Origin of the sequence: Oceanobacillus profundus, assembly GCF_003515705.1 — a bacterium.
Lineage (GTDB): Bacteria > Bacillota > Bacilli > Bacillales > Amphibacillaceae > Oceanobacillus > Oceanobacillus profundus.
In genome coordinates this window covers 92646-116549 of the sequence record NZ_QWEH01000009.1, presented here as the reverse complement: position 1 = coordinate 116549, position 23904 = coordinate 92646, and the positions used below count along the sequence as shown (strand labels likewise).

The following is a 23904-nucleotide window of genomic DNA, read 5'->3' as shown; positions in this document are numbered from 1 at the left end:
TCTTTCCTTCTATTGTTCCACTTTTTAGTCCTATTTAATCATCGTTTCCAATCCAAGCTTTCTAGGAATTGATAGATATCCTCATGTAATTGTTCTTTCTCTTTGTCCAACGTAATAACATGCCCAGAATCTTCATACCATGTCAGCTCTTTGACATCTGATTCAACATTTTCATAAATGTATGTTGCACTTTCCGTATTAATCATCTTATCTTGTCTTGCCTGCACGACAAATACCGGTGTGTAAATGGTGTCAATATTATCTTTCACTTCTGAAATGGTTTTACCTAATCCTTCAAAAAGTTCCTTCGAATTCTCAACAAGTCTTTCCACTTCTTGTTCAATCGTAGCTTCATCTTTTCCTTCTAATTGCTTAAATTCCTTAGAAAAGGCTTTAAATCCTTGCGATAGCTGTGTTTCATTATCGAAGAACATCGGAGCACACATTGGTATCATTGCTTTTATGCTCGTTGAATAAGCAAGCTTCAACCCTAAGACACCACCAAGTGAAAGACCTGCTACAGCAATCTCTTCATAGCCAAGATCCTTTAAGTGCTGTAATGCTTGGTTAACATCCTCCCACCACTGGTCTGGATTGGATTTTATCAATTCCTCCGGCGGTAGACCATGCCCTCTATAAATTGGTGCGTGACTCGTATAGCCTTTCTTTTCTAAAAACCTGCCGAGCATCCTTACATCTGCGGTATGTCCTGTAAACCCGTGCAATAATAGAACAGCACGGGGTCCTGCTTCAAACGTAAATGGTTGTGGTAATTTGATTTTCATTTTTCTGCGACATCTCCTTGCACGGTCTTCTTATTACTTTTCCCTTTATGTATAACTATACAACATCTATAATTAAAAAACCCTTATCACTAACTCGTGACAAGGGGTTACTTTCTATTGTAATACATATGCACTTAGAAAAGCTAATAGAAAGAACAATACGCCAGTAACAATCGTTCCACGATGGAGAATTAAATCAATCCCACGTGCCTTTTGCTTACCGAATAATTGCTCTGCACCACCAGATATAGCTCCGGATAGTCCTGCGCTTTTTCCCGACTGTAATAGTACTAAAACGATCATCACAATTGCATCAATTACTAATAATATAGTCACAACACTTGCCATGTTTCACGACCTCCTCCTGCACCGACAATACCTACATGTTACTTTATCATATTTCTCTTAAAACTAGCAAGATAAATCGTGTTAAATTTGCTTTAAATTTAGACGAAATGATAAATTCCTTCTAATATAAATATAAATAGTAGAAAAACGTGGGGGGGATTTTGAATGGAACACACTTGTTGGCTATCAATGGAAGACAATACTGCTATTTATGTAAAGAAATGGTATACCACAGATACAACACCAAAAGCAGTGATTCAGTTAGCACATGGAATGGTGGAGCATATTGAACGATATCATGAATTTGCCAATTATTTAGTTGAGAAAGGATTTTTTGTGTATGGTAATGACCATAGAGGACATGGAAAAACAGGTGAAAAACAAGGATTACAAGGTTATTTTGCAGATCAGGACGGTTTTTCAAAAGCAACTAATGACCTTTATGAAATAACGAAGCATATTAAGCACGATCATCCAAACACGCCAATTTTTCTCTTTGGTCACAGTATGGGATCATTTTTAGCAAGAAACTATCTTCAAATCCATAGTCACCTAATTGATGGTGTCGTGTTATCTGGTACCGGGTATTTCTCGACTGTCACATCCACCCTAGGTAAAGCACTTTCAAAAACCTTACCACCTAAAGGACAATCTAACCTCATGAATTACCTTTCCTTTAGCAGCAATAATAAGAAAATCAAAGATAAAAAGAATGGGTTTGAATGGCTTTCGAGAGATGAAGCAATTGTTCAGGATTATGTAAACGATCCATTTTCAGGTTTTATTCCAACGGGAAGATTCTTCTATGATTTACTTTCCGGTATACTTTCCATGCAAAACAAGAAACAGAATCAATTGATACGCAAAAATCTTCCAATGCTAATCATTAGTGGTGATGCTGACCCTGTTGGCGATTATGCAAAAGGCGTTTGGAAAACTGCTAACATATACGAAAAGGCAGGGCTAGAAAACATTACAGTCATGCTCTATCCTGATGGGCGACATGAGATATTAAATGAAATTAATCGCATGGAAATATTTGCTGATATTAACAAATGGATTGTGCTACATCTGTAACAATCATTTACTTGCATGTGCATTTACATGAAGGTAAAATGTATATGGAGCGTTTTTGGGCAAATAAGACATCCACTCAGGAAACCTGGCCAAACGCCACGTTTTCTAATACTCTTTTAATTTGAAAGGATGGACTCTAGCATCATGAAGAAAGTAATGGGAATAGCTGCATCATCCGGCATTGCAATTGCAAAAGCTTATGAATTGAAAGCGCCGGATTTATCGTTTGAAAAGGTAACAATTGAAGATACAGAACAAGAGGTAGAACGACTAGACCAAGCTTTGGCAATTTCAAAACAAGAGTTAGAAAGAATTAAAGAGCATACAAGAAAAGAGATTGATGAAGAACATGCTGAGATCTTCTCTGCACATCTATTAGTTCTTAGTGATCCTGAGCTTGTCAATCCGATGAAGGACAAGATTACAACTGAAAAAGTAAATGCTGAAGCTGCATTAGATGAAGTTGCAACGATGTTCATTGATATGTTTAAAGCAATGGATAATGAATATATGCGCGAACGCGCTGCTGACATCGGGGACGTGACAAAACGCGTACTTGCACATCTATTAGGGGCAAGCTTCCCTGATCCAGCTCTAATAAACGAGCAAGTAATCGTCATTGCAAATGACCTTACACCATCAGACACTGCTCAATTAAATCGTGAGTTCGTGAAAGGGTTTGCTACCGATATCGGTGGTCGTACTTCTCACTCTGCGATTATGGCAAGATCACTTGAAATTCCTGCCGTGGTAGGTACAAAGGATATTACTTCTACTGTAGCAAAAGACGACATCATTATTGTAGACGGACTTGAAGGTAATGTTATTATTAACCCTACTGAAGAAGAAATAGAGACGTATCGCAATAAACAAGAAGCTTATGCAAAACAACAAGAAGTATGGGCGAAGCTTAAAGACGAGCCTACTTTCTCTAGCGACGGCGAACAAGTTGAGCTAGCAGGTAATATCGGTACGCCTGATGATGTACATGGAGTATTAAATAATGGTGGAGAAGGTGTCGGACTTTACCGAACAGAATTCCTGTACATGGGTAAATCTGAGCTACCGTCTGAGGACGAGCAGTACGAAGCATATAAATCTGTACTTGAGCAAATGGGTGATAAGCCCGTTGTTGTAAGAACATTGGATGTTGGTGGAGATAAAGAGCTCAGCTATTTAGACTTACCAAAAGAAATGAACCCATTTTTAGGGTACCGTGCAATTCGATTCTGCTTAGATAACGAGCAAGTTTTCCGTCCACAGTTACGTGCTCTACTGCGTGCAAGTGCGTTTGGAAACTTAAAAATTATGTTCCCGATGATTGCAACATTAGAAGAATTCCGTCAAGCAAAAGCAATTCTTCTTGATGAAAAAGAAGCTTTAGTAGCAGACGGTGTGAAGGTCTCCGATGATATCGAAGTTGGAATCATGGTAGAAATCCCTTCAACTGCTGTAATTGCTAAACAATTTGCCAAAGAAGTAGATTTCTTTAGTATTGGAACAAACGATTTAATTCAATATACAATGGCTGCAGACCGAATGAATGAACAGGTTTCTTACCTATATCAGCCATACCACCCTGCAATCCTTAACCTAGTAAACACGGTTATCGAAGCAGCGCACAAAGAAGGTAAATGGGTTGGTATGTGTGGAGAAATGGCTGGAGATTCCATTGCAATTCCAATTTTACTTGGGCTTGGATTGGACGAGTTCAGTATGAGTGCTACATCCATTTTACCTGCACGTACGCAAATTCGTAACCTTTCTAAAGAGAAAATGGTTTCCTATAAAGAAGAGATACTAGCTATGGGAACTGCTGAAGAAGTTGTAGAATTTATTAAAGAAAAAACAGAGTAAGATTTTGATGAAGTGCTCAGACTTTTAGTCTGAGCACTTTTTTAATTGATTACATTAGGATGGGAAAGCATTTTTGAGCTGTGGGATCGCTTTTTATGGTGAAGCAAGCACGTTTTCGGATTGGACAAGAGCTTTGTTTGGAAAAATGTCGAACCCATGTCTCAATTGATTATTATTTTTCAATAAAAGTCAGCTTTTCTTCAATCGGGGTCCTCTCTTTAACATGCGGTATTTTTTTCGGGTAGCCAATTTGCATTACTGCAGCAATTTTTGTTTTCATATAATCGAGTTCAATATCCTTCAAAAATTCCTTGTCGTGCATATAGGGAGTTATTGTCCAGAGCATGCCTACACCAAATTCCCATGCCGCAAGTTGTGTATTCTGAATAAATGCACATACTGCTGCATATTCTTCTTCATAACGAATGGGATCATCCTCTATTTCAAAATAAATAAGCGCATGATGTGGAATATTCAAAAGAAATTTTGTCATGGAGGCTATCAGTTTCGCCGTTTTCGGATCATTATCCTTTTTGATTATTCCTATCCGCTGGTAGCTTTGAATAATTGCCTTCACAAAATCCTGTTTTCCTTTTCCTTGATAGATTTTAACTCTCCATGGCTCCTTCATATAATGCGTAGGGGCATAAGTTCCATACATAAATATTTTTTTCAATAGTGCTTGATCAACTTCTTGCTGTTTAAATGTATGAATGGTTCTGCGTTCTTTAATTGTTTTTAAAATATCGATTGTAATCACCCTCTTATTCTTTTAGGTTAGCATAAAAAAACATAAAAGCGATATTAAAATTCATATCACTTTTATGCATCACATTTAGTCGAATCGCTGACCTGACATAACGGTCATAAAACGCGTGTAGAACTTTGGATAATCGAGTCCGAAAGCGATACGATGGGTTCGAATCTCCTCTTCTGCTTCCTCCTCCATATTACTGTATGGTCGAATGTCAGCTATGCTTTGACCTCGCTCTGTGCCTTCTCGTGCCTGAACAATCTGCACAGGTAAATGTTGAAATGTAAACATATCTTCTTGATTAATCGCCATTAATGTGAGGACATCGTGAAGGGGACTACCTTGTATATTAGGATCCCTCTCCTTGTAATAATCGTAGTAGTAATCCAATAACGTTTTTACCATTGGTAGCTCGCCTACCTGATCAATATAATCCACCATTTCTGGTGTAGCGATTGCTTGTTGGGTTACATTCAATGGAATAATTGTAACGTTATTATTTGTGTTTGATAATACCAACTGAGCAGCAACAGGATCACCATGAAAATTCGCCTCTGAAACAGCAGTTACATTTCCTGGCACCCAAAATGCGCCTCCCATTATATAATAGCTTTTTATCTTTCTCATTAAATCCGGATACAATAAAAACATTGTAGCAAGTGATGTCAAACGACCGATGTTAACAATGACTAATTCATCCTGATATTGTTCTATTATTTCAACAATATCGTGGAAATTTTCACTGACCCCGTCTTGGCCATCCGTCTCAGGTATAATTGGTCCGAGTCCATATTCTCCGTGAATTTCCGGAACATATTCAGGCAGTTCACCTGTCATTGGTATTTCAGCACCTACAATGATTTTGACATTTTCAATTTCCTCGGAGTCGAACAGGCTTCGTACATATTGGATATTTGCTAAAGCATTTTCCCTCGATATATTTCCATAGTCAGCAACCATCCCAACAATATCAATTTCATCATTCATGTATGCATAAAGTATAGCAATTGTATCGTCAATACCAATATCACCGAAAAGCAATACTTTTTTAGCCATGTAAGCCCCCCTCTCTGTATAATAATTACATTTAGTTAACTGTATTACAGGGGACACTTATCTATGCTTGGATTTTGTAAACATTTACAAGCGGGAATTAATTAAAAAGCTTATCACTTGTCAAGTTTCTAATCGAAACTTTCCGCAAAAAAATAAGAGACAGATTTCTCCGTCTCTTATCAATACTTTTTTATTTTTTCAAGTTATAGAATGCACTTAGACCAGCATATTCACCCATACCAGCCAATTCATCTTCAATGCGAAGTAATTGGTTGTATTTCGCTACACGGTCTGTACGTGACGGTGCACCTGTCTTAATTTGCCCTGCATTTGTAGCAACGGCAATATCAGCGATTGTAGCATCTTCTGTTTCACCAGAACGGTGAGAAATAACTGCTGTATATCCTGCACGTTTGGCCATTTCAATAGCTTCAAATGTTTCAGTTAGTGTACCAATTTGGTTCACTTTAATCAGGATTGAGTTACCGATACCTTTTTCAATTCCTTGAGAAAGCTTCTCCGTGTTTGTTACAAATAGGTCATCTCCAACTAATTGAACACGGTCACCGATACGATCTGTCAATAATTTGAAACCATCCCAGTCATTTTCATCAAGACCATCTTCAATGGAAACAATTGGGTATTTGTTAATCATTTCTTCATACCAGTCAACCATTTCTTCAGAGGAACGAACAACACCTTCACCTTTTAAGTTGTATTTTCCATCTTCATAGATTTCAGATGCAGCAACGTCCATCGCTAGCTTGATTTCTTCACCTGGTTTATAGCCAGCTGCTTCAATTGCTTCCATGATTGTTTGTAATGCTTCTTCGTTGGAACCAAGGTTTGGTGCGAAACCACCTTCATCACCAACTGCAGTATTCAAACCTTTTTCGCTTAGTACTTTTTTCAATGCATGGAAAATTTCTGCACCAGTACGTAATGCTTCTTTAAATGTAGGAGCTCCTACAGGCATAATCATAAATTCTTGAATATCTACGTTATTATCAGCATGCTCTCCACCATTTACAATGTTCATCATTGGAGTTGGTAGAACTTTTGCATTGAATCCACCTAGGTAGTTATATAAAGGAACTTCAAGGTAGCTTGCTGCTGCATGAGCTGCTGCCATCGAAACACCTAAGATTGCATTAGCACCCAATTTCCCTTTGTTTTCAGTACCATCAAGGTCAATCAATAAAGCATCGATAATGTTTTGACGTGTTACATCAAGACCAATTAGCTCTGGTGCAATAATGTCATTTACATTTTCAACTGCTTTCAAGACACCTTTTCCTAAGTAACGGTCTTTATCACCATCACGTAATTCAACTGCTTCATATTCCCCAGTCGATGCTCCACTTGGAACTAACGCAGAACCGAATGCTCCGGATTCTGTAAAAATTTCTACTTCAACCGTTGGGTTTCCACGTGAATCTAATACTTCTCTAGCGTATACGTCTGTAATGTATGGCATGTAAATCTCTCCTTTTTTTATGGGTTGTAAAAAAGTCCGGTGAAAATGACACGTCGAATTTCTTCGTTGGCGATAATGGAACTTCTACTAAGAACGTCCACGTCCTGTGGGCAACGTAGAAGTAAGCACATCCTGTGCAAGCCTGTTCCTCACGTATTAATTGCATACGTTCCGGTACGGGGAGCTACGCCGCCTCGAACTTCTCGGTCCTTTTCATCCTCTTTTTTTACTTTTAATTTTTATTTTTATTTAATAATTAATGATTCTCCAGTCATTTCTTCTGGTTTGGCAACATCAAGTAAATCCAATAATGTTGGTGATAGATCAGCTAACTTGCCACCATCACGTAATTGAATATTATCTTTTGTAACGATAACTGGTACTGGATTGGTAGTGTGCGCAGTCATTGGGTTACCTTCCAATGTAACAACCTCATCGGAGTTACCATGGTCGGCAGTAATAATTGCATGTCCACCAAGTTCCACGATTTTGTCAACAATTTTTCCTAAGCATTGATCAACTGCTTGAATAGCATCAATTGTTGGTTGTAGCTTACCTGAATGACCAACCATATCTGGATTGGCAAAGTTTAGAATGATGGCATTCTGTTCACCTTTATCTAGTTCTTCAAGAAGCGCATCCGTTACTTCATAGGCACTCATTTCAGGTTTTAAATCGTAAGTTGCAACTTTTGGCGAATCAATCAGAATGCGTTTCTCACCCGGAAATTCCTGTTCACGTCCCCCACTCATGAAAAAGGTTACATGCGGATATTTTTCCGTTTCAGCAATACGCAGTTGCTTTAGATTATTCTGAGCAAGTACTTCACCAACGGTATTATCCAAGTTAATCGGTTCATAGGCAACAAAACCATCTACTGTTTCACTGAAATTCGTTAGCATTACAAAATCCAAGTCTTTTGGAACATTCTCGCCTCGATCAAAATCACGAAAATCTGCATTTGCAAATGTACGTGAAATTTGAATTGCTCTGTCAGGGCGGAAGTTATAGAAAATAATTGAGTCATTATCCTGAATTCGTCCAACAGGCTCATCATTCTCATCGACAATAACGGAAGGTATAACGAATTCGTCATAAATTCCATTTTCATAATTATCCTGAATAACTTCCATTGCGTTTTTATACTTTGGACCTTTGCCATGAACCATTGCTTCGTAGGACTTTTGAACACGATCCCAGCGTTTATCACGGTCCATCGAATAGTACCTTCCAGAAACGGTTGCAATTTCACCAATTCCTAGCTCACGGATTTTATCCTCGGTTTCTACAATATATTCACCTGCAGTTTGTGGGCCGACGTCTCGACCATCTAGGAATGCATGTATATATACTTTTTCTAAACCATTATCCTTTGCTAGCTTTAACAATGCAAATAAATGACTGATATGGCTATGCACACCGCCATCAGATAACAATCCAAATAAGTGAAGCGCCTTATCGTTCGTTTTCGCATGGTGAATCGATCTTAGAAAAGCTTCGACCTTGAAAAAGTCACCTTCCTCAATGGACATATTCACTCGAGTCAAGCTTTGATAAACAACGCGACCAGCACCAATATTCAAATGCCCTACTTCAGAATTCCCCATTTGGCCATCAGGTAATCCTACGGCGTTTCCACTTGCGATCAATTGATTATGGGCGTATTTGTCCCAATATCGATCAAAGTTAGGTGTACTTGCTTGTTTTACTGCATTTCCCATTACTTCATCACGGATCGCAAATCCATCCAAAATGATTAATGCAGCTAATTTATTTTGAGTCATTTTGTACCTGCCTCCACAAGCTGTAGAAATGATTCAGCTTCTAGACTTGCCCCACCGACTAATGCACCATCAATATCGGAAGTTGCAAGTAATTCATCAATATTCGAAGGTTTTACACTACCACCATATTGAATAACAACTTTTTCTGCCGTATCTTCAGTTGTCACTTCTTTAATTACCTGGCGGATTTGCGCACATACTTCATTGGCATCTTCACTAGATGCCGTCTTTCCTGTTCCAATCGCCCAAATTGGCTCATAAGCTATAATTGTGTTAGCTACTTGCTCATCGGAAAGACCCTCAAGTGCTTTTTTAACTTGAGTTGCAACATGGTCCATTGTTTGATTCGCTTCACGTTGCTCTAACGTTTCACCAACACAAACGATTGGAGTAAGGTCATGCTTAAATGCCGCATGTGTCTTTTTGTTTACTGTTTCATCTGTCTCTGCAAAATATTCACGACGCTCTGAATGACCAAGTACAACATGTGTTACACCAAGGTCTTGCAACATTGCAGGACTTACTTCTCCAGTAAATGCACCATTTTCTTCAAAATGCATATTTTGTGCAGCTACACGAAGTTTTGTTCCATTTGTTTTTTCCACTAAGGAAGATAGATATGGAAACGGCGCACATACAATAGCTTCTACTTGATCACTATTGGGTACTTTTCCAACTACATCATCAACAAATGCTGTTGCTTCCGATAAAACTTTATTCATTTTCCAATTTCCAGCAATCACTTTTTTACGCATTTTATCACCCCACAAGTTAATTTGTATCACTGCCTGCTATTACTTATCATTTAAAGCAGCGACACCTGGTAAAATTTTACCCTCCATGAATTCCAAGGAAGCCCCTCCACCAGTGGATACATGATCCATTTCATCTGCAAAGTCGAATTTCTCCACAGCTGCAGCGGAATCTCCACCACCAATAATGGAGTAACCCGCGGTTTCAGCTAGAGCCTCTGCAACTGCTCTCGTTCCACCAGCAAATGGGTTTAGTTCGAACACACCCATTGGACCATTCCAAAGAATTAATTTTGATTCCGCGACAAGCTGACTGTATATCTCTCTTGTCTTTGGACCAATATCTAAAGCTTCCCAATCGGCAGGAATTTCATCAATGCCAACAATTTTTGTATTTGCTGATTCAGAGAAATCATCAGCTACTACTACATCAACAGGAAGCACAAAGTTAACTCCTTTTTCTTCAGCTTTCTTGATAAACTCAAGAGCAAGGTCAATTTTGTCTTCTTCTAATAAGGACTTACCGATTTCATGTCCTTGTGCTTTAATAAATGTATAAGCAAGTCCGCCACCAATGATTAGATTATCTACTTTATCTAATAGATTATCGATTACATTGATCTTATCCTTCACCTTTGCACCGCCAATAATTGCGGTGAACGGCCGTTCTGGCGTTTCAAGCGCTTTTCCTAGTACATCTATTTCTTTTTCCAATAGGTAACCAGCTGCTGCTGGAAGTTTTTCTGCAACTCCAGTTGTCGATGCATGCGCACGATGAGCTGCACCAAAAGCATCGTTTACATAGAGATCTGCCATATCAGTAAGTGCTTGCACTAGCTGGGGATCATTTTTCTCCTCTCCAGCTTCAAATCGAACATTTTCGATTAGGAGTACATTGCCAGGTTGTAAGGAAGCAATTGCTTCGTTCACTTCTTCACCGTAAACAGAATCTGTTTTCACTACTTGTTTTCCAATTAAATCACTTAAATGCTTGGCAACAGGGTCCAAACGTAAATCTTCCACTACTTTGCCTTTTGGTCGTCCAAGGTGACTTGCCAAAATAACAATAGCGCCTTGCTCTGTTAAATAGTTAATTGTCGGCAATGCCGCTCTAATTCTCGTATCATCCGTAATCTCTCCATCTTTCAATGGAACATTAAAATCGACACGGCAAAATACTTTTTTTCCTTTTACGTCAAGGTCTTGAAGTGTTTTTTTATTCATGAATAAACCCCTCCTTATTTCTGCCTATGTAATCTATTCATGGAGTAAGTAACCCCTGAACATAGACTTCCATGATTACATGATTCGTAATCATTATATACTAACAAGTACGTACGCGCTTGTTAAAGTATTTTTTAAAACTTGGCATTCGTTAAAGGGATTCTTATGAAAGTGTTCTTCACCTTCTCAGAAGTCCTTTTGCCAAGTAAGTTATGCGAAAAAACGGAGGAGGAATGGAATCCTCCTCCGTCTCACTTTTTCTTATAGTCCTTGTTTTTTCATGAATGCAGCTAAGTCTACACAACGTGAAGAATAGCCCATTTCATTATCGTACCATGATACAACTTTAACGAAGTTATCTTCCATAACCATTGTAGAAAGCCCATCAACAACTGAAGAGTGTGGGTTACCAATGATATCTGTAGATACTAATGGAGCCTCACTGTACTCAAGCACACCTTTTAATGGACCTTCAGCTGCTTCTCTTAATGCATTATTAATGTCTTCAGCAGTTACCGTTTTGTCTAGCTCTGCAACTAAGTCAACTAATGAACCGTCTGGAGTTGGAACACGAACAGCCATACCGTTTAGTTTACCCTTTAATTCAGGTAATACTAAGCTAACCGCTTTTGCAGCACCAGTAGTTGTAGGGATGATGTTTTCTGCTGCTGCACGTGCACGACGGTAATCTTTATGTGGCAAATCAAGGATTTGCTGATCGTTTGTGTATGAATGAATTGTTGTCATTAATCCACGTTTGATTCCGAATGTATCGTTTAATACTTTAGCAAATGGCGCTAAACAGTTTGTTGTACAAGATGCATTTGAAATGATGTGATGCTTCTCTGGATCGTATTGATCATCGTTTACACCCATAACAATTGTTAAATCTTCATTGTTTGCAGGTGCAGAAATGATTACTTTTTTCGCTCCAGCATCAATATGTTTCTGTGCATCTTCTGCATTTGTGAAACGTCCTGTAGATTCAATAACAACTTCTACACCTAAGTCTCCCCAACCTAATTGTGCAGGATCACGTTCAGATAGTACTTTAATTTCTCTACCGTCAACAACAATGTTGGAACCATTAACAGAGATTTCTTCTTTTAGTGAACCGTGTACAGAGTCATATTTTAATAGATGTGCAAGCATATTTGCATCTGTTAAATCATTTACTGCAACTACCTCTACCTCATCATTTAATAATGATTGACGAAATACGTTACGTCCAATTCTTCCAAATCCATTAATACCTACTTTAACTGCCATGTATTATTCCTCCTAGAATTCTTTTTTATTGATATATTTAAAGAGGAGAACCTCTCAATATCTGTTCTGCTGCTCCTTGATCTGTTACCAGCAAGTCACCTCTGCCTCGCTTGAAGTAAGACGCAATTGCTACTCCCTTCGATCTGCCTCCAGCCACTGTAATGACATTATCTACGTTGTCCAAATCCTCCAACTGTATTCCTACCGTTTTCACTTTATGGACAACATTACCTGTTTGGTCAAAATAGTAACCAAATGCTTCACTTGCAGCATTCTTTTCCTTTAATAAGGTGATGACATCATCTGGCGTTCTCCTGCGTTCTGCCATTTTCAATGCATCCCCCACCCCGTGAATAACAATGTCAGCACCTTTGATGCGCTGGATTACTTCCATAATAGATGGTTCATTGATAATGGTTTCGTAGGTCGTATCACTGATTGGATCCGGAACATATAATTGCCGGTATTCTCCACCGACCTTTTTTGCCATCTCCTCAACAATTCTGCTAGCTTGGTTTTCAGCCTTTTCACCAATACCACCACGAGCAGGAACAAACAGAAATTCACTTTCCTTATTCAAGGAAGTCATTGATTCAGCTACAGCTGCCATTGTAGTACCGCCAGTTACAGCAATCGTATTTTGTTTTCCAACAAGTTTCTTGAGCGAAGCGATACAAGCCTTTCCCATTTCTTTTTGGACCCATGTATTGTCATCACTATCACCAGGTACAACAACTACACGGTCTACTTGTAATATTTCCTTAATTTGTTCTTCTAAAACATGTAACCCAGTTAGATCGCCGATAAATTTTGTAAGCTGCTCTAGTATTACTTTTCCCTCATTTGTGATATACATTCCTCTAGCTGTTACCTCGACTAAACCTTGTTCATGAAGAAAGTCAATCTCGCCACGAACGTGTCTTTCCGTGAGGTTTGTGTTTTCTGTCAGACCTCTTCTGCCAATAGGCTGGAATAGATCTATACTATGTAACAATGCATATCGTTGTTGCATGACTTCTAAAAGATCAGGAACAAGCTTTTGCTGCAGACTAATTAAAGCTTTCATTTTAAAGGCTCTCCTTCTTTGGGTCATAAATTGTCCCGGAAGGATATATTATGTCCCAGTTACAATTTTTATTATACCATAATCAGAAAGTTATACAAATGAAAACACATAAATTTTACATTTATCTTTGAAAAGACTACACATTCTACATTTCCCAAAGGTTACAATTATAAACGAAAAAAAGTGGTTTCTTTGTTAAATGATCACCTATTTTAAGTGTAAAAAATACCGTGCCACTATGTGGACGGTATGTCTTTACTTCTATTGACTTGGAATAACTTTTTTATCGATTCATAATTTATTCCTTCACCATATAACTGCTTGCCACCCATTTCAATTACCGGAATTTCCAAATGATATTTTTCAAACCACTCATCATTTGTATTGATATCTCTTCTTTCCAATTCAAATGGATGCGTTTCCATAAAAAAAGATAATAATAATTCTGCTTCATCACATAAGGTACAAGCTTCCTTTGTGTATAAAATAACATGCCGCATATTAGTTCCTCCTGTTTTCCCTTCGCTTAATCGATGATGGGATTCGTAGCTGGTCACGGTATTTCATTACAGTCCGTCTCGCTACTTCAATTTGAAATTCGTTCATCAGTTTTCGTTTTATTGCTTCATCTGACAGTGGGCTTTGTTTATCCTCATGGAGGATCATCTCCTTCATTAGCTGTTTAATAGCAAATGAAGCAGTGGTGCCATTCTCGTTTTTAACTCCCCGTTGCAGAAAAAATTTTAATGGCAATACCCCATGTATTGTTTGCACATATTTCTGACTGATTGCTCTACTTATTGTTGAGATGTGAAGTCCCAGTTCTTCTGCAATCTCCCTTAAGGTAAGTGATTGGATCATATATGTCCCATGTTCGAAGAATAGATACTGCTTTTCCATGATTTTTCGAATGACAAGTTCGATTGTATTTCCTCGATAGCCAATTGCTTGCTGTAATTGTTCGATTTCTTTTTGCTTCTCTCTCAAATAATCAGTTGCTTCATGCATAGGATCATTTAAACGTTGGTAAGTCGGATTTAGTGTTATTTTTGGTGTAGACCATCGATAAAAAGACAGCTTCCATTCACCATTTTCTTTAAAGATTGAAGCTTCCGGAATAATATAGTCTGGTTCAGGTGGTTCTAGTAATTTCCCTGGCTTTGGATGACATAGTTTAATACTTTCAATGATAAAACCTGCTCTTTCTGCAGCTATTCCACCTATTTCACTTATGGCTTCCAAATCTGCATTCGCAATTAGTTCTAAATGATTTTCAAGTAACTCTTCTACAAAAGGTTCGAAGTTATTCGCCTGCTTTAACTGTAATAGAATACATTCCTGAAGATTTCTCGCCCCAATTCCCGCTGGTTCCAATGATTGGATTTTTTCCAATGCGTATGCCGCATTTTCAATTGTTGTATCGCATTTATCTGCCCACTCTCTCAAATCGATTTCAAGATAACCATCTTCATTGAGGGAATCTATCCCAAATTCAATAATTGGTTTTAAACTTTCCGGGTATGAAATAGTAAATAACTGCGATTTCAATTGATCATACAAAGACATTTCTGCTGTATTAATTTCTCCAATAGAAAACGTTTCTGGGGAAGCTGGGCGATATTGAACCCAATCCATATCGGAATTCACTTCTTCAATTAACGGATTTTCTTTTGCTATCTCTTTTATATACTCCAACAGCTCTCCACTTGAGAATTGCAGAATATTAATGGACTGTACAAGCGACTGATTCATTTTCCACTGTAAAGACTGATTTAAGTTAAGCTTTTGTTTCATGCATAACACCCCTTTGTTGATGCATCTATCTCTATTTTGCCACGAAAAGTTCGTAATGTCATCTCCATGATATACATCAAATCATGCAAAATTGGTAAAAATAGCTATATTGACAGCGTTATTTATGGGAAGTCTAAAAAACGTTATTTCGATTCAATGTCAAAAGGATGTTTTATATAATGAGTGGAACAAAAAAAAGGAAAGCTTAGCACATCTTATTCGCCGTTATTTTATGTTGGTTGTCGGCGCCGCCATTGCAGCAGTAGCTCTGGACCTCTTTCTTGTGCCAAATGCAATCATTGATGGAGGGGTTATCGGTATTTCTTTGCTACTGAATTACCTCACTGGAGTCAGCTTTGGCATATTGGTCTTAATAATCAATATTCCATTTCTTCTGTCTGGCTATCACAGACTAGGAAAAGGCTTTTTAATCGCTTCGCTATTTAGTATTGTCGTATTAGCAATTGCTGAAGGATTCTTGCACCATTTTCAGCCGATTACGGATGAACCACTACTAGCAACCGTATTTGGCGGCTTGATTTTGGGAGCGGGGGTAGGTATTGTTATCCGAAATGCCGGTGCATTAGATGGAACAGAAATACTTGGAATTATTATAAGCAAAAGTTTTCCCTTTTCCGTTGGCGAGTTTGTCATGTTCATTAACATTTTTATTTTTGTCTGGGCAGGATTTATCCTTGGCTGGGAGCAAGCAATGCTATCCATTCTTACCTATTATATTGCCTCGAAAACCATTGATATTGTAGGGCAAGGTATTCTCAACGAAACAAAAGCAGCACTGATTGTATCCGATGTATCAGGCGAAATTGCCAATCAAATTGAGAAGTCTCTAAAGCGCAAGGTAACGAAATTATACGGACAGCATAATCATCAGGAAACAGATACCCAAGTTCTCTACGTTATTATTACTCGACTTGAAGTTGCTAAACTAAAACAAATTGTATTTGACTCCGATTCAAGAGCCTTTACGACCATTATGGATACACAGGAGGTTCATGGTGGACGCTTTAAGACAACAGCGCATTAGCCGGCACTCTTAATAGAGGGTTGGTTCAGGTTGATTGGCCAGCCTGTTACACATTATATTTAATCTAAACAAAAAGAGAGCCGATCACTAGACACAAGCAACCCACTCTCTCTTTCAATCCTATAGCTCCTTATAAATTGAAATGTACACACTTCTCAATTTTAGCATATTAATCGAACCGTGATTTCCCTTCGTTAAGCGGCCCTTCGGTCAATCGCATTCAAACGCTTGTTATTTGTCGCGATAATGTAAATAGCAATTGTCCAAATAATGACAGCGATAATCGATCCGATGTTGAAAATACCTCTTTCAGCTGTCCACATAATTGAATAGCCGACGGAACCTAATAATAGTGCATAATAGATAAACGGAAGAAGTGTTTTACGAATGACATGCCCCTCTTTCCCTACAAGTCCAACAACTGCAGATGCCGCGACAACGTTATGCACACAGATCATGTTGCCAGCTGCACCACCAACCGCTTGAAGTGCAACCATCCATGATGGATCACCACCAATTCGCTCACCAACCCCGTATTGGAAAAGGGAGAACATCATATTACTTACCGTATTGCTTCCGGCTACAAATGCGCCAAGTCCTCCAACAAATGTTGCAAAGATTGGATACAACGTTCCCGCAAGACCTGCAACACCTTCCGCTAAAGCTATTGGCATCTCTGGATAACCCGCAGCTCCCCCGCCAGAGTTAAGAAACACTTGTACCATAGGCACTGTAAACACAAGAGCCGAACCTGCAGCTATAATTGTTTGACCAGAGTTTTTCCAAGCCCTGGCAAACTCCTTCCCCTTCATCCCATGCATATAAAAAGTGATTACTGCAACTACGATAAATATAAAACCTGGCGAAAATAGAATTTCCCAGCTGGAAGAAATATCAGTACCAAAAATATTTGGTACTCTTATCGTTGCCGATTTAAGCCAATCTCCAACGACAGTCATCCTTGAAATTAATAAGAATGCAGCTATTAAAACGTATGGGGCCCATGCACGCCACATGCTTATTTTACCTGCATATATTTCGCTCTGTTTCAGTTCAACACGCCCTGTCCACGTTGGATCCCAGCGGTCTTTTGCTTCGAAGTCCCAAATTTCATTTACTTTCGGCATCAGAAAGCCCTTTTGGGCCGCAGGTATGACAATCGCCAATCCAATTAGGCCACCAAGCATTGCAGGAAATTCGGGTCCCAATAGATTTGCAACGATTAAATATGGTATGGTCATTGCCAACGACGCAAATAATGCGAATTTCCAAACCTTTAATCCTTCACTGAATGATTTGTTTTTTCCGAAAAATCGTGTCATGATACCAACTAAAAATAATGGAATTAACAGACCTCCAATAGTATGGAGAATGGCTACTTGTACAGAAACATTGGACACAAAAGTGGAAACTTCACTGATTTGGCTAAGTGGTTCAATTCCTGTACCTACACCTACAATCATGGGTGTACCAACTGCTCCAAATGAAACCGGTGTACTTTGAATAACCAGACCAGAGACAACAGCCGCCATCGCCGGAAAACCAAGACCAACCAACAATGGAACCGCAACGGCTGCTGGTGTACCAAACCCTGCTGAACCTTCAATAAACGAACCGAAAAGCCATGCGATGATAATTACTTGAATACGGCGGTCAGGTGTAATATCCGTAAAACCACGACGAATCGTGTGGAGTCCCCCACTTTCCTGTAGCGTGTTCAGCAGTAATATTGCACCGAAAATAATGAATAAGAGAGTGACAGCAACGATAAGACCATGAACAGTTGCAGCGGCAACTTGCGGAAATGCTACATCCCAAACAAAAAGAGCCAGTAATACAGCGGTGATGTACGAAAGCGGCATCGCTTTACTTGCCGGCCATTTAAGCCCAACAAGAAAAACAGCAACAACAATAATTGGAAGGAACGCCAAAACAGCTAATATTCCACTCTCCAATTTAAATTCCCCCTTGAAAGGTTTTAATATATGAATAACAATATTAATGATTGGAAAATAATAATGTTCGATAAAGATGCCCTTATTACAATTACCAGCTATTTCTTGCTTCTGTTTCAGCAAATAGAATTTTCAATTATTTAAATCCCCTTATCCCACTCCTATTATTACCATTTTTTGCTCTTAATTAGAATCGGGCAATTACACAGTTTAATACCATCATTGAATGACACACTCCCCCCTCTTATCTTTGTTTTACAACCAAATCTTTTCACTAAAAATCGTACTTCCAATTACGTGTTAGATAAAATTAGGCTTGTTCTACAGAATTTCGAAGCTTTCCAATTCCAGCAATTTGACATACTATTTCATCACCCGACCGCATCATTTCCGCCCCAATTGGACTGCCTGTTAGAATTACATCACCTGGTTCTAGTGTCATCACATTGGATAAATAGGCAATCATTTTTCTCATTGAAATGATCATAAGCGATACTGCACTAGCCTGCTTTCTATCGCCATTCAAGTAGGACTCAACAGTGACTTGATCAGGGTCAAGTTCTGTTTCTATATAAGGACCCAGTGGAGTAAACGTGTCAAATGACTTTCCTACTGTCCAATATCCAGATTCATGGAAATACTGTGGTGCCGTCACATCATTGGCAACCGTATAACCAAAAATATGGTCTGTCACTTCTTCTTCTGAAATGTTACGTGTATGTTTACCAATAACAACGGCAAGTTCAGATTCGAATTTTACTTCATTTATTTTGTTTGGGATTTTAATCGGTTTTCCACTGCCAATAACGGATGAAACCGGCTTATAAAAAAACACAGGCAAGTTCGGCAGATCGGATGGCAGATCATCTGTCTTAGCAACATAATTAGCGCCGATTCCAATTATATGTCGTGGAACGAGCGGTTCCAAAATCGTAACTTCATCCACAGGATGCATTGAATCTGTATACTCCCATTCAGAAAAAATGTCCCCTTTAATTTCCTTAATGCCGCCATCTGTTATAATTCCTTGTAATATTGTTTCATCATTTTCTCTTCTAAATCTGGCAAACTTCATTGTTTCCTCTCCTTATTTCTGATTGATTGAAGGTGTTTACGCTTACTTTAATAGTGAATTGGCTGTTCGCTTATACAAGGATGCAATGCTTTATTAGGAGGAAAGCGGCTAAGTGATTTTAATTCCTCCTCTCACTAAAGGCTTAAACTTACCGATCTATTAAATTAGGATACTACTACTTTTGTAATTTCCCGCTTAATTTCTACACAACGGCCTGGTTGTGGAAATAACTTCCCAGGGTTCAATAAATCTTCCGGATTAAACACAGCGCGTATATTCGTTTGGGCAGTCATTTCTTCATCAGTGAATATAAAGCGCATTTCTGCTGATTTTTCAATACCAACACCGTGTTCACCAGTAATAGAACCTCCAACATCTGCACAAACCTTCAAACATTCCGAACCAGCCTTGGATGCACGTTCACTTTCTCCGGGTATGCTGGCATCAAACAATATCAGCGGATGCAGATTTCCGTCTCCCGCATGGAAAATATTCGCAATACGAAGCTCATACTTTTTACTGATTTCACTGATTTTAGCAAGAACTTCAGGCAATCGCGTTCTCGGAATAACCCCATCCTGAACAAGGTAATCCGGGGAGATTGCCCCCATTGCACCAAATCCCATTTTCCGGTTGGCCCACCAAAGTCCACGCTCTTCCTCATCTTTCGCCACTTTTATTTCGCGAACATTGTTATTTTTGCATACAGTAAGAATTTCGTCGATTTGGTCCTCAATCCCAGCATCAATCCCATCAACTTCGATAAGTAGAAATGCAGCAATATCCCTCGGGTGCCCAACCGGGTAGGCAGCTGATTCTACCCCTTCAATGGCTATGGAATCCATCATTTCAAGCGCAGCTGGAATGATACCTGCAGCTATAATATCTGAAACAGCCTGACTTGCATCACCAATATCATCATAATAGGCAAGAACGGTTTTCTTCCCTTCAGGATTTTTTAATATCTTCACTGTAATTTTAGTTACAATCCCTAGTGTTCCCTCTGAACCGGTCAAGAGACCGAGCAAATCATAGCCGGGACGATCCGGAATTCCTTCTTCTCCGAGCTCTATAACATCACCACTAGGAAGCACAAACTCAAGCCCTAGAATATGATTTGTCGTTACCCCATATTTCAAACAGTGAGCACCACCGGAATTTTCGTTAACATTCCCACCTATCGTGCATGCATATTGGCTCGAAGGATCTGGTGCATAATAATAACCTTTATCTGAAATCGATTGTGTCAGCTTTAAATTAATATAGCCCGGTTCTACAACCGCTTTTCTATTTTTCAAGTCAAGATGAAGCATTCTCTTCATTCGGACCAAACTAATAATCACTTCACCACCGAGTGGTGTCGCTCCACCACTTAATCCCGTACCGGCTCCTCGCGCAATATAAGGTATTCCTACTGTATTTAAGTATTTCACCACGTCAGAAACCTGTTTTGTACTTTTCACAAAAATAACTGCTTTTGGCATTCCTTTTGAGAGTGTGTAACCGTCACATTCATATGCTATCAGATCTTCTTTCAAATAAAGAACTTCACTATCACCTACAATTTGCATTAATTGCTGTATAACAGCATCATCTGGCTTCTGTTTTTGTCGCTTTTTTCCAAACATATAGCTCACATCCTTTCCAGCTAAGATTTCACAGGTATGTTTTCTTTAACTTGGGCTTTATCTTTTTCATAAGCCCAATCAAGCAATTGGACGGTATGGACAACCTTTTCACTTCTGCCATGCTTTTTCACACCCATAGCTATTTGGAGCATGCAACCTGGATTCCCCATGGAGATCATTTCAATATTTTCCGGGACATCATCAATCTTTCGGTCAAGCAGTTTACCTGCCATCTCTGGGTGTGTCAGGTTATAGATTCCAGCACTGCCACAGCAACGGTCTGCATTTGGCAGCTCAACCATTTCCACCCCTGGAATTTCATTTAATAGTTGACGAGGCTCAAAACGAACCCCCTGTCCATGAGCAAGATGACATGCATCATGGTACGTAATTTTTGTTTTCATTTCTGTGGTAGGACGTTTAAAATCATGATCATACAAAAACTTGGAAACATCTTCAACCTTCTCCGAAAACTCCTTTGCCAAAGGTTGCATGTTCGGATCATTTCTGAAAAGTTCATCATACTCTTGAAGTGCACAGCCACAGCCCGCTGCATTTACGAGTACTTTATCATAATCTTTGAAAGCCTCGATATTTTGTTTTGCTAGCATTTTTCCTGTTTCTCTTTCTCCAGCATGTACATGGAGTGCACCGCAGCATCCCTGTTGTTTCGGCAGACCGACTTCAAATCCATTATGCGTCAGAACTCGAATGGTCGCTTCATTAACATCGCTGAACATAACATCCATTATGCAGCCTGTCAGCATTCCAACCCGCTTTTTCGTCATTCCTTCAGCTGGAACGATTTCTGGATACCTGCCAAGCACTGGTTTTCCAACCTCTGGAAGAATCGATTCCATCTCTTGTAAGGGATTTGGCAATATATTTAATAAGCCAGTTTTCCTAGCTATCGTTTGTATCCCGCTCTTTTGATAGAATCGCATAAGGCCACCGAGCATATTCATCCGGTTTTGCTTTGGGAAGAGCTCTTTTAAAGCAGTATTACTAAGTTTTCCTTGAAGACCTGTCAGAGGCATCGCCTGACGAATTTGGCCACGAGCTTCTTCAATCAAACCACCGACCTGAACATCGGCGGGGCATGCCGTTTCGCACGCACGGCAATCCAGGCAATCAAATACAGGCTTGGAAAAAGCTTCATTTACATCAATTTTCCCTTCTGCAACAGCTTTAATTAAATAAACGCGTCCCCTTGGTGAATGCTGTTCTTCACCTGTTTCCTGATATGTCGGACAGGCTTCCAGACACATACCACAGTGTACACAGTCCGCCCATTTATCCTGATCTGGTAAATCGTCCCAAAGATAGTTTCCTAGCGTCGCTGTTTGACAGGCTGGACCATTTTCCAGGAGATTCACTAGATTAGCAGATTCTTTCTGACCTACACTCATTTATATACCTCCTACAAAACGCTGTCGGTTAAGAATTCTGTTCGGATCATTCGTATGTTTAATACCTTCCAGCAAAGCAAAGTATGGTGGTATTTCACCCCAAACACAAACCAACTTTCTTAACTTAAACGGTAAATGTGTACAAACTACATACCCATGTCTTCTTTCTACCTCTGATCTAAGTGCTTTAATGTAAGAAACAATATTTTCGGGAAGCCCCTCTATAAACACTCTTGAAATACCATGTCCTACCCCACCATGCGCTTCTGTTGTCACTTGATGTTCCTTTGAAAGCCGTTCAGACACCTCTAAAATAATGAGGACATCGAAATTATTGCTTCCAATTTTCAATGCAGCCTGTGTATTTGAATCATTATATTCTTCATCATTATGGCCATTGGGTCCGAAATGCCTGAATTTCTCCCACCATCGTCTTGCCTGTTCCTCATGCATCACACAATGTTTAGCATCAATCGGAACATGATTTTTCACCCATTTTTCCTGTTCTTGAACAGCTTTTTTCCGATCTTCAAAAGCAATGGCCAACGTATAATCTCTGTTACCGGTCATTTTTTCAGCAAAAGAAGGGTTCAAGATCTCCAATGAAACTGGTTCCATCATTGAGTCAAGGATCTGCATGGAAAATTCACGAATTGCTTGCTGACCACCCTGTGGGAATTGCAAAAGGGACAACCCTTCAAAACTTGGAAGCGGACGTAATTTTAATGTGATTTCACTAACGACACCAAGCGTTCCCATCGATCCGATGAAAAGCTTATTCATATCATAACCTGCTACGTTTTTGACTACTTTTCCACCTGTTCGGATTATTCTTCCATCGGAATAGACGATCCTCGTGCCGATAACTAAATCCCTTGCAGATCCATAAAGCAATCGCTTTGGTCCACTGTCATTTGCTGCTATAATGCCGCCAATTGTTGCCAGCTCCGGCCAAGGTGTGTCTATTGCGACTTGCTGCCCATGTTTAGCCAATTCTTCTGTTATTTCTCTTAAAGTCGTCCCAGGTTTCACAGTCAGTGTAAGGTCACCAACTGAATGCTCCACGATCCCTTTGTAGTTACCCAGTGACAATAAAATATCTGCCTGCTCCAGTTCGCCACCATAACCACGCTTCGTACCCCCAGAAATAATATTAACCGTTTTGGATTGTTGGTATGCAAAGGAAAGAACCTTCGATATATCTTCCTCAGAATAGGCTTCCATGATTTGATTTCCATCATTACCCAGCGAATGACATTTAGCATTGTGCTTTATTTGTTCGGCTGGCAAAACCCCTTCTATATCTGAATAAATCATATTGTTCAAACCCCCTTTTTAGTTGAACCTGCAAAAGTTTAAAAGCAGTTCTTTTTTAGCTCACTCTTTTTCAATTTCAATGATCATTCTCTATTAGGAAAGATATGATTCCATCATTCCTTTTATCACCATAGTAAACGCTTCCAATAGTTCGTTACACAGACTGTTCCTTCATGATTCTGAAATTCCTTTGCGTAATTGTTTATCCGATTCGAATAATATCATCAGGAAA

Annotated in this window: 20 protein-coding genes; 3 read left to right on the top strand and 17 right to left on the bottom strand. The window is 39.2% G+C overall.

Annotated elements, in window-relative coordinates:
• Positions 1–38: 38 nt before the first annotated feature.
• Positions 39–785 carry an alpha/beta hydrolase gene (locus D1B32_RS14005; RefSeq protein WP_095311322.1) on the bottom strand — a complete coding sequence of 249 codons (747 nt, stop codon included), beginning with the start codon at positions 783–785 and terminating at the stop codon, positions 39–41.
• A 114-nt stretch (positions 786–899) separates the two neighbouring features.
• Complete coding sequence (gene secG, locus D1B32_RS14000) at positions 900–1133, bottom strand: preprotein translocase subunit SecG (RefSeq protein ID WP_095311320.1); 234 nt, start codon at positions 1131–1133, stop codon at positions 900–902.
• 165 nt (positions 1134–1298) lie between these two features.
• On the opposite strand from secG, the gene D1B32_RS13995 reads away from it, so the two are divergent.
• Both D1B32_RS13995 and ptsP read left to right on the top strand, forming a co-directional pair.
• Positions 1299–2210 (top strand): alpha/beta hydrolase, encoded by a 912-nt coding sequence (locus D1B32_RS13995; protein WP_095311318.1) that lies wholly within the window; start codon positions 1299–1301, stop codon positions 2208–2210.
• A gap of 144 nt (positions 2211–2354) precedes the next feature.
• Positions 2355–4067, top strand: a complete 1713-nt coding sequence (ptsP, locus tag D1B32_RS13990; protein ID WP_118889703.1) for a phosphoenolpyruvate--protein phosphotransferase — start codon at positions 2355–2357, stop codon at positions 4065–4067.
• 172 nt (positions 4068–4239) lie between these two features.
• Here the strand turns inward: ptsP and D1B32_RS13985 are convergent, their stop codons facing one another.
• The 10 genes from D1B32_RS13985 to rpoN form a co-directional block, all read right to left on the bottom strand.
• Positions 4240–4827 carry a nitroreductase family protein gene (locus D1B32_RS13985; protein ID WP_240033793.1) on the bottom strand — a complete coding sequence of 196 codons (588 nt, stop codon included), beginning with the start codon at positions 4825–4827 and terminating at the stop codon, positions 4240–4242.
• 75 nt (positions 4828–4902) lie between these two features.
• On the bottom strand, positions 4903–5877 hold the full coding sequence (locus D1B32_RS13980; RefSeq protein ID WP_118889702.1) for a nucleoside hydrolase: 975 nt from the start codon (positions 5875–5877) through the stop codon (positions 4903–4905).
• Between the two features lie 190 nt (positions 5878–6067).
• On the bottom strand, positions 6068–7354 hold the full coding sequence (eno, locus tag D1B32_RS13975; RefSeq protein WP_095311309.1) for a phosphopyruvate hydratase: 1287 nt from the start codon (positions 7352–7354) through the stop codon (positions 6068–6070).
• A 245-nt stretch (positions 7355–7599) separates the two neighbouring features.
• Entirely contained in the window at positions 7600–9138 is a 1539-nt protein-coding gene (gene gpmI / locus D1B32_RS13970; protein ID WP_095311307.1) for a 2,3-bisphosphoglycerate-independent phosphoglycerate mutase, read from the bottom strand.
• Positions 9135–9893 (bottom strand): triose-phosphate isomerase, encoded by a 759-nt coding sequence (gene tpiA, locus D1B32_RS13965; RefSeq protein WP_095311305.1) that lies wholly within the window; start codon positions 9891–9893, stop codon positions 9135–9137. Before tpiA ends, gpmI begins: the two co-directional genes overlap by 4 nt.
• 39 nt (positions 9894–9932) lie before the next feature.
• Positions 9933–11114 (bottom strand): phosphoglycerate kinase, encoded by a 1182-nt coding sequence (locus D1B32_RS13960; RefSeq protein ID WP_118889701.1) that lies wholly within the window; start codon positions 11112–11114, stop codon positions 9933–9935.
• 261 nt (positions 11115–11375) lie between these two features.
• A complete protein-coding gene (gap, locus tag D1B32_RS13955) occupies positions 11376–12383 on the bottom strand; it encodes a type I glyceraldehyde-3-phosphate dehydrogenase (protein ID WP_095311300.1) in 1008 nt (335 codons plus the stop codon).
• A 37-nt stretch (positions 12384–12420) separates the two neighbouring features.
• Positions 12421–13449, bottom strand: a complete 1029-nt coding sequence (locus D1B32_RS13950; RefSeq protein ID WP_095311298.1) for a sugar-binding transcriptional regulator — start codon at positions 13447–13449, stop codon at positions 12421–12423.
• Between the two features lie 236 nt (positions 13450–13685).
• On the bottom strand, positions 13686–13949 hold the full coding sequence (locus D1B32_RS13945; protein WP_095311296.1) for a glutaredoxin family protein: 264 nt from the start codon (positions 13947–13949) through the stop codon (positions 13686–13688).
• Position 13950: 1 nt separating this feature from the next.
• The gene (gene rpoN, locus D1B32_RS13940) at positions 13951–15243 is read right to left on the bottom strand and encodes an RNA polymerase factor sigma-54 (RefSeq protein WP_118889700.1); all 1293 of its coding nucleotides are present in this window, start codon (positions 15241–15243) and stop codon (positions 13951–13953) included.
• A gap of 232 nt (positions 15244–15475) precedes the next feature.
• Here rpoN and D1B32_RS13935 point away from each other — a divergent pair, with 232 nt between their 5' ends.
• A complete protein-coding gene (locus D1B32_RS13935; RefSeq protein ID WP_240033794.1) occupies positions 15476–16288 on the top strand; it encodes a YitT family protein in 813 nt (270 codons plus the stop codon).
• A 194-nt stretch (positions 16289–16482) separates the two neighbouring features.
• On the opposite strand, the gene D1B32_RS13930 is transcribed toward D1B32_RS13935, so the two are convergent.
• The 5 genes from D1B32_RS13930 to D1B32_RS13910 form a co-directional block, all read right to left on the bottom strand.
• Positions 16483–18243, bottom strand: a complete 1761-nt coding sequence (locus D1B32_RS13930) for an L-lactate permease (RefSeq protein ID WP_118889724.1) — start codon at positions 18241–18243, stop codon at positions 16483–16485.
• Between the two features lie 310 nt (positions 18244–18553).
• Complete coding sequence (locus D1B32_RS13925; RefSeq protein WP_118889699.1) at positions 18554–19318, bottom strand: fumarylacetoacetate hydrolase family protein; 765 nt, start codon at positions 19316–19318, stop codon at positions 18554–18556.
• Positions 19319–19482: 164 nt separating this feature from the next.
• On the bottom strand, positions 19483–20946 hold the full coding sequence (locus D1B32_RS13920) for an FAD-linked oxidase C-terminal domain-containing protein (RefSeq protein ID WP_118889698.1): 1464 nt from the start codon (positions 20944–20946) through the stop codon (positions 19483–19485).
• A gap of 20 nt (positions 20947–20966) precedes the next feature.
• On the bottom strand, positions 20967–22355 hold the full coding sequence (locus D1B32_RS13915) for a (Fe-S)-binding protein (protein WP_095311286.1): 1389 nt from the start codon (positions 22353–22355) through the stop codon (positions 20967–20969).
• Positions 22356–23672 carry an FAD-binding oxidoreductase gene (locus D1B32_RS13910; RefSeq protein WP_118889697.1) on the bottom strand — a complete coding sequence of 439 codons (1317 nt, stop codon included), beginning with the start codon at positions 23670–23672 and terminating at the stop codon, positions 22356–22358.
• Positions 23673–23904 lie beyond the last annotated feature (232 nt).